Raw genomic sequence first — 7,496 nt, forward strand, 5'->3', positions numbered from 1 at the left:
TTCGTCGGCCTGTGGCCGGACCAGCCTCCGGCGGTCATCGTGCCGATCACCGCCTACGGCGCCGAGATGTGGACCAGCATCCGCATCAGCGGCGAGACCTGGTACGGCACGTACCACTGGACCTGGGCCTCGATGATCGCCGAGCGAAAGCCGGGCGTCAGCCTGGCCGCAGCGAACGCCGACCTCACCTCCGCCTACCTCCGGAGCTACACCGCCCAGGGAGATGTTGATCACGGGATTACGCCGGTCGCGATCGCCAGACCGCACGGGATCGTCGCGTCGGTGCTGTCGGAGCGCGGGCCGGACGAGTCGAGCGAAGCGAAGGTCGCGACCTGGATCGGAGGCGTGGCGCTGGTCGTCCTGCTCATCGCCTGCGCGAACGTCGCCAACCTGCTGCTGGCGCGCGCTCTGAGGCGCCGCCGGGAGATCGCGGTCCGGATCGCGTTGGGTGTGGGCCGCGCGCGACTGCTCTCCCAGTTGTTCACCGAGAGCGTGCTGGTGGCGGTCCTGGGCGGCGGCGCCGGCGTGCTGGTGGCGCAGTTCGGCGGCCGCGTGCTGCGCGCCGAGCTGTTGCCCAAGACCGCCGACGCCACCGTGGTGTCGGACCCGCGCACGCTGCTCTTCGCGGGCGTCGCGGCGCTCGCCGCGGGCTTCCTGACGGGCCTGGCGCCGGTCCTCCAGGTGCGGCGCGCCGACCTCACCGGCGATCTCAAGGCCGGAGCGCGGGAAGGCGGCGTCGTCCGCTCCCGCACCCGCGTGGTGCTGCTGGTGCTCCAGGGCACGCTGGCGGTGGTCCTGCTCGTCGGTGCCGGGCTGTTCGTCCGCTCGCTCCGCAACGTGCGCACGGTGCCGCTCGGCTACGACGTGGATCCGGTCCTGATCGTGGATCTCCAGATGCGCGGGGTGAACCTGGACAGCGCGGGTCGGGTGGCGTTGCGCACCCGTCTGCTGGAGGAGGCGCGGACCATTCCGGGCGTCGTACAGTCATCCCGGCAGGTCACGGTGCCCTTCTGGAGCATGTGGAACACCGACCTGCACGTCGCCGGCATAGACTCGGTGCAGCGCTTCGGAGAGTTCGACCTCAACGCGGTGTCGCCAAGCTACTTCGCCACGATGGGGACGCGGCTCCTGGCGGGGCGCGGTATCGCCGACAACGACGTCGCCGGCGCGCCGCGCGTGATCGTCGTCGGGCAGTCCATGGCGAAGGTGCTCTGGCCGGGGCAGCAGGCGCTGGGGCAATGCATCCGCGTGGGCAGCGACACGGTGCCCTGCAGCACCGTCGTGGGGATCGCCCAGGACATCAAGGCCTATGACCTCGGGAACGACAATACGACCCGGTCTTACTTCTATTACATGTCGTGCGCGCAGTTCAATCCCGACGGGGGCGGGCTGTTCGTCCGCACCACCGGCCCCGCGGCCGCCGCGCAGGAGACCGTGCGGCGGCGCCTGCAGGCGCTGATGCCCGGCGTGTCCTACGTCACCGTGACGCCGCTCTCGGACATCGTCGGCAACGAGATGCAGTCCTGGCGCCTCGGCGCCACGATGTTCACCGTGTTCGGCGCACTGGCGCTGGCCCTGGCCGCGATCGGACTCTACAGCGTCATCGCCTACAATGTGGCGCAGCGGACCCAGGAGATGGGCGTGCGTATCGCGCTCGGTGCCCAGACGCGTGACGTCGTGCGGCTCGTCCTTCGCGAGGGGATGAAGCTGGCGGTGGTGGGCGTCGTGCTCGGGGCGGTCGTGGCTCTGGTGGTGAGCCGCTTCGTGAAGCCGCTGCTCTTCCAGGTCTCGCCGCGCGATCCTCTGGTGTTCGCCACGGTGGCGGCAGCCCTTCTCGCGGTGGCGGTGCTGGCGAGCGTCCTGCCGGCACGGCGTGCCGCTCGCGTGGACCCGATGCAGGCGCTCAGGACCGAGTAGCGGCGCATCGTCCCCCCCCCGGCTGGCAGTCCCGGGGGGAGCCGTGCCACCTTCAGGACACTTTCCAAACGATCCGATGGCAGAGTCCGCGCCCGGGACCGGCCTTGCACCCCTCGAGGCCGCGGCCACGTGCAACGCCGGAGGAATCATGACGAACGCGACACCCGGATCCGCGGCCTCGCGCTCCGCGACGATGACGAACGACGAAGCGAGGCAGATCGAGCGCGCCAACGGCACGGCGCGGCCGCCGGTCGTGTTCGTCCACGGCCTCTGGCTGCTGCCCGGCAGCTGGGATCGGTGGGCGAAGATGTTCGAGGAGGCCGGCTACGCGGCGCTCACGCCCAGCTGGCCCGACGACCCCGCCACCGTCGCCGAAGCCAACGCACACCCCGAACGCCTGGCCGGCAAGGGCATCGCGCAGGTGGCGGACCACCTCGCGGCGATCGTTCGCGCGCTCAAGACGAAGCCCGCCGTCGTCGGCCACTCGCTCGGCGGCCTGCTGGCGCAGATCCTCGCCGGGCGCGGGCTCGCCAAGGTGACCGTGGCCATCGACCCGGCGCCGTTCCGCGGCGTGCTGCCGCTCCCGCTCTCGGCCCTGAAGTCCGCGTGGCCGATCCTCGGCAACCCGGCCAACCTCGGCCGCGCCGTGCCACTGACGTTCGCCCAGTTCCGCTACGGCTTCGCCAACGCGGTCAGCGAGACGGAGGCCCGGGAGCTCCACCAGACCTTCGCCGTGCCGGCGCCGGGGAAGCCGCTGTTTCAGGCCGCGGCCGCGAACCTCAATCCGTGGACGGAGGCCAGGGTGGACACCGCGAACCCCGGCCGCGGGCCGCTGCTGATCGTCTCCGGCGAGCGGGACCACACGGTGCCGTGGGCGATCGCGAACGCGTCGTTCCGGCGGCAGCGGCACAACCCGGGCGTCACCGAGATCGTGGAGATCCAGGACCGCGGGCACGCGCTGACGATCGACCACGGCTGGCGCGAGGTCGCCGACACCGCGCTGGCCTTCATCCGCCGCTTCGCCTGACCGAGATTGGCCGCTGGCGGCGGCTCACGCCCGGGCGAGCGCGGCCTTCAGCGCCTCCGCCCACCCCTCGTTGTGGATGACCCGCGCCCGCGTGGCTGCACGCAGCCGCCGCAGCGGCTCGAGGCGGCGCAGCGCGAGGCGGTACGGGTTCGCGGGCGTCGGCTCGGCGTCCTGGTCCGACAAGGCCAGCGGACCGCGCCTCAGGTGCAGGGCCTGGAGATCGCGGCCGATGGCGTCGGCCTCGCCCTCGAACACGTAGCTGGCCGCCGAGGGGCCCGCGAGGATCTCGAGCGCGACGAGCCGGCCGGCGGGGACGAGCAGGAACGCCGCCCAGTTCTCGGGAAGGGCTGACGGCGGCTGCAGGGCGTCGGCGTCGGGATCGAGCAGCTGCACGAAGCCGAGGCGCGGTTCCCCGCCCTTCCCGGCGGCGAGGAGAGCGGCGGCGCAGTCCGACCGCTCGGCCGCCGTGACGCGCTGCAGCAGCGCGTCGAAGCCGGTCACCTTCGACCTCGGCAGGGCGAGGCCGTCGGCGAAGCCGGCGACGCCCGTCAGCACCGCCAGGAGCCTGGCCTGCGCGTCGCGCCGCTTCATCACCGCCGCCTGGAACGCGTCGCGCCTCCGGCCGAGCTGCCCCACGACCGTGCGCTGCCCGCCGGCGTCGAGCACGACCGACGGCGGGTCGTCGGACGCGGTCACGGCCGTCAGGGCACCGAGCGGCAGCTGAAACGGGTCCGCGTCGTCGGGCACGGCGGTGAGGTGGGTGTCGTACACCTGCAATTCGGCGCCGCGGGCCGACCGCCCGTCGAGCAGCGCGCCCGGGTACACCTCCGGCATCGCGATGCCATGCGCGAGCAGGCCGGCCACGCGGGCCTGGTTCCGCGACCGCCGCAGCTCCGCGGCGAACGCGTCGAATCGCCGGCCCAGCTGCGAGAGGGTGAGCCGCCCCGACGGCCAGAGGTCCAGCTCGATGCGGTAGTCGGCGGCGCGCACCGCATCGGCATCCAGGAACGCAACGGTGACCGGCCCGACGCCGATGCCGTCGTCGCCGATCACCGCCTCCGCCTCGCCCTGGGCGCCGGCCGCGCCGGGCGCGCTCCCGAGCGCGAACGCCGCCGGCGAGCGCCGCACCTCCTCGTTCACGTCAGCTCCCGTAGGCCTTGCCGCACTCCGGGCAGAACTTGGGGGAGCCGTCCGCCTCGGCCCCGCAGCTCGGGCACTTCTTTTTGGCCGAGATCGCGGCGCCGCAGTCGGGGCAGAACTTCCCGCCCTGCGTCTTCGCTCCGCACTTGGGGCAGACCGCGGCCGCGACCTGGGCGAGGTTGCGCTGGGCGAGGTAGTCCACGCTCTTGGCCTTCTCGACGGCCTGCTCCTTCGCCGCCTGCGCCTGCGCCGCCGCGATCTCCTCGTCGAGATCGGGCGCGCAGCTCTCGCACAGCCCCGCCTTCTTGTTCCAGCACACCGGCTCGCACACCCACTGGCCGCAGCGGGTGCACTGCTTGAACAGCGGGCTGATCTCCGTGACCGCCGCCTTCAGCGCCGCGTCGTGCTGCGGGCCGGCCACCGCGGCCTGCAGCGCCTCCGCGCCGGAGGCGGCGCGACCGAAGATGCCGCCCAGGAGCGACGCGGCCGCGTTCGCGGCCGCCGCCGCGGTGCCCAGCGTGTTGGACTGGAACGTGGACATGTAGCCGTTGCCGCACTTCTGGCACATGAACTTGAACTGGAAGCCGCGATTGGACGACAGGTCCTGGTAGTTGTCGGTGAACGGAATCGTCGCCATGGATGCTCCTTTGCGCCTAAGAGATTCGCCGGCCGCGGCGCCGTCAAGGCTCCCGCGCGGGCGTGAGGGACGAGCCGCCGCCGATCCACCGCTCCCAGCGGCGCCGGTACTCCGCCCGGTAGCTCCGCACCGTCGCATCGTAGCTCGCGGCGCTCGTGTCGCCGCGGCGGGACCACCGCAGCTCCAGCGTGCGGGCTCCCGCCGCGAGCGCCACTGCGCCGTTCTCCACGCGCACCGCACGGCCGTCCGCCTTCGCCTCCCGCACGGCGACGAACCACGGGACGTGCACGACGACCCGCGCCGGCGGGCGCCAGAAGCGCGGCGCGATCTGCAGCGTCGCGCCGCTGTCGCCCGTGACGTCGAGGCGGAAGTCGACCGGCCCGAAGTCCGTGGGCGCGCCGCGCACGACGATGCTGTCGCCCGGCGCGAGCCACGCCGGCGAGACCACCGAGAGCAGGTGCAGGTCGGTGTCCGCCTCCCGCACCAGCATGTCGCGGAGCAGCGTGCGGTAGCAGGCGGCGAACCAGCCGTGCGGCGCGAGGTTGTGGTGGAAGTCGCGGTCGCCCCACGGGCGCACGTCGTACTCGAACCCGGCGTGGGTCGCGCTGGTGTGCAGCAGCACGGCGTACAGCTCGCCGAGTGCGAGCTGCTGGTCGCCGCGGATCACCTCGGTCTCGGTGTTCTTCATCGTCAGGTAGTCGTGCAGCCAGGAGCGGTCGCCGTAGGTCATGATCCCCTCGGCGTACTTGGCGCGGGTGCTGTCCAGGGTCGCGGTCACCATCGGGTCGTGCGGGTCGAGGACGCGCTCCGGGTACACGGCCATCATGTTGCCCCAGTCCTGGCCCCCGCGCGCGTCCAGCCCCGGCTGGATGTAGCCGCGCGTGACCCCGGTCGCCCGAACCAGCGCGACCACCAGCGCCCCCCTGAGCGAGGCGTACTCGCGCCGAAACGCGTCGCCGTCGGCCTTGCGCCCGAGGCCATCGGCGAGACTGATGGCGCCGTGCAGCCCCGCCAGCGCCCAGAAGTCGTGGCCGGTCACGTGGCCGGTGATGTCCTCGTTGTCGCCCGGCGTCGTGGAGGGCACCAGGTGGAGCGCGTCGGCCGCGCGGGCGGCGTGCAGCCACGCGACCGCGCGCTGCACGGCGGGGAACACCCGCGCCGCGAAGGCCGTGTCGCGCGTCAGGCGGAAGTGCTGCCCGTACGCCCACAGCGCCTGGCCCCACCCGTCGTACTGGCCGCCCTGGCTCACGAAGTTGCCGTCCGTCTGCTGCCAGCCGCCGAAGAAGTCGAGCACCTGCGCCGCCACGGCCGGGTAGCCGGTGACGTCGTAGGCCCTGGTGATGAACGACGCGTCCCGCAGCCAGAAGGCGTGGTAGTGGAACTGGTTGACGGCCTGCACGTAGGCGTCGCCCCGCTTGTCCCGCGCCATCAGGTCGTACACCAGGCTCGCACGCCAGGCGTCCACCACCTTCCGCTCGGGGAGGGCGATCTGCATGCCGCGCGCGGCGACGTCCCGCCAGAACGACTCCGTGCGCGCGAGGTAGTCGTCGAACGAGGCCGCGCGGACCCGCGCGAGAAACGGATCGTCCGGCGCCACCGGCGCGTAGGGCAGCTTGGCCACCAGCGCGTGCGAGGCTCCCGGCGCGAGCACCGTGTCGAAGACCGCGACGCCGACCGGCGTGGTCTGCTGCACGCCGAGCCGGGCCGGCGCCACCGTCCCCGAGACGCTGCCGGCCGCGCCGAGCGCCAGTCGCAGCTCCGGCGCGGGGACGGCGGGAAACAGGTAGAACGCCTTCCCGCCCCTCAGGAACGCCCCGTCGGCGAAGCCGTAGGTCCACGCCGTGTCGAAGGGGACTCCGGGCTGCTCGTACTGGCCGAGTCGCTGCGCGCTCGCCGGGCGCCGGAAGCGGTTGTCGCCCGTAGCGGAGCCGCTGGTGGAGGGGCCCGTGTACCGCGCGGCGAAGGCGAGCCGGGCGCGGGCGGCCGCGGTGCCGGTGTTGGTCATCGTCACGCGCACGAAGTCCACCACGGGGCTCTCCGGCGCCCCGTCCAGCGTCGTGGCGAACAGCGTGAAGCCGTACGCCACGTCGCCGCGCCGCACCTCGTACTCGACCACCGGCAGCCACCCGTCGCGGAGCGTCCGGATCCGTTGCCGCACCGGATCGAGGGTGGGCCCCGCGAGGAACATCAGCTCGCCGTAGCCCGTGTACAGGTAGCCCTCCGGCGTCACCTCCGTGCCGCGGCCGTCCATGATGCCGATCGCGTCCGTGGGACGGCTGTAGTAGGAGAACGGGCCCGGGGCGTCGTCGATCGCCGGATCCACCATCTGGGGCTGCGCCGCCGGCGTCGCGGGGGCCTGCGCCTCCAGGCGGCACGGGAGAATCGGGAGCAGGGCCAGGATCGGAAGACACCTCACAGTGCGGTTCATCGCTCGCCCGGGTGTCGGAGGATGCGCAGGCTCAGGCGCCGTTGCGCGGAGCCGGCGGTACTAACTTGCCCGCGGCGCGAAGCCGCAGCAACCGCGGTCCGGACGGAAGGCCGGCCGTATCGCCGCGGCTAGGACCGCGGCACCGGGTGGTCGGTGAGGACGGGCAGGAACGGGACCCACGGCCCCACCGCGTCGCCGTACTGCTTGGCCATCACCCGCGCGATCTGGGCGACGTGGCCGAGGTCGTGCACCACCCACGCGGCGAGCAGCTGCCGGAGGCTCACCCGGCCGAAGACCGGATGTACGCCCGGCAGGTCCAGCTCGCGTGCCGAGAGCTTCCAGGAGCG

The 7,496-nt window shown here is 73.0% G+C and carries 6 protein-coding genes; 2 read left to right on the plus strand and 4 right to left on the minus strand.

Annotated elements, in window-relative coordinates:
- Positions 1-1,917: FtsX-like permease family protein (locus tag VMF70_10335; GenBank protein HTT68415.1), on the plus strand; the 1,917-nt coding region annotated here is incomplete at its 5' end.
- Between the two features lie 148 nt (positions 1,918-2,065).
- Entirely contained in the window at positions 2,066-2,944 is an 879-nt protein-coding gene (locus VMF70_10340) for an alpha/beta hydrolase (protein ID HTT68416.1), read from the plus strand.
- Positions 2,945-2,968: 24 nt separating this feature from the next.
- Here the strand turns inward: VMF70_10340 and VMF70_10345 are convergent, their stop codons facing one another.
- From VMF70_10345 to VMF70_10360, 4 genes are all read right to left on the minus strand, one after another.
- Positions 2,969-4,084 carry a hypothetical protein gene (locus VMF70_10345; GenBank protein HTT68417.1) on the minus strand — a complete coding sequence of 372 codons (1,116 nt, stop codon included), beginning with the start codon at positions 4,082-4,084 and terminating at the stop codon, positions 2,969-2,971.
- Between the two features lies 1 nt (position 4,085).
- A complete protein-coding gene (locus VMF70_10350; protein HTT68418.1) occupies positions 4,086-4,721 on the minus strand; it encodes a zinc ribbon domain-containing protein in 636 nt (211 codons plus the stop codon).
- Between the two features lie 43 nt (positions 4,722-4,764).
- Complete coding sequence (locus VMF70_10355) at positions 4,765-7,137, minus strand: hypothetical protein (GenBank protein ID HTT68419.1); 2,373 nt, start codon at positions 7,135-7,137, stop codon at positions 4,765-4,767.
- Positions 7,138-7,277: 140 nt separating this feature from the next.
- Positions 7,278-7,496: hypothetical protein (locus VMF70_10360; protein ID HTT68420.1), on the minus strand; the 219-nt coding region annotated here is incomplete at its 5' end.

It is taken from the genome of Gemmatimonadales bacterium (genome assembly GCA_035502185.1).
In the GTDB taxonomy this organism is placed as follows: Bacteria; Gemmatimonadota; Gemmatimonadetes; order Gemmatimonadales; family JACORV01; genus Fen-1245.

Excerpts from the sequence above, each read along its gene's own strand:
- VMF70_10340 (HTT68416.1), top strand. The coding sequence starts at position 2,066 with ATGACGAACGCGACACCCGGATCCGCGGCCTCGCGCTCCGCGACGATG.
- VMF70_10350 (HTT68418.1), bottom strand. The coding sequence starts at position 4,721 with ATGGCGACGATTCCGTTCACCGACAACTACCAGGACCTGTCGTCCAAT.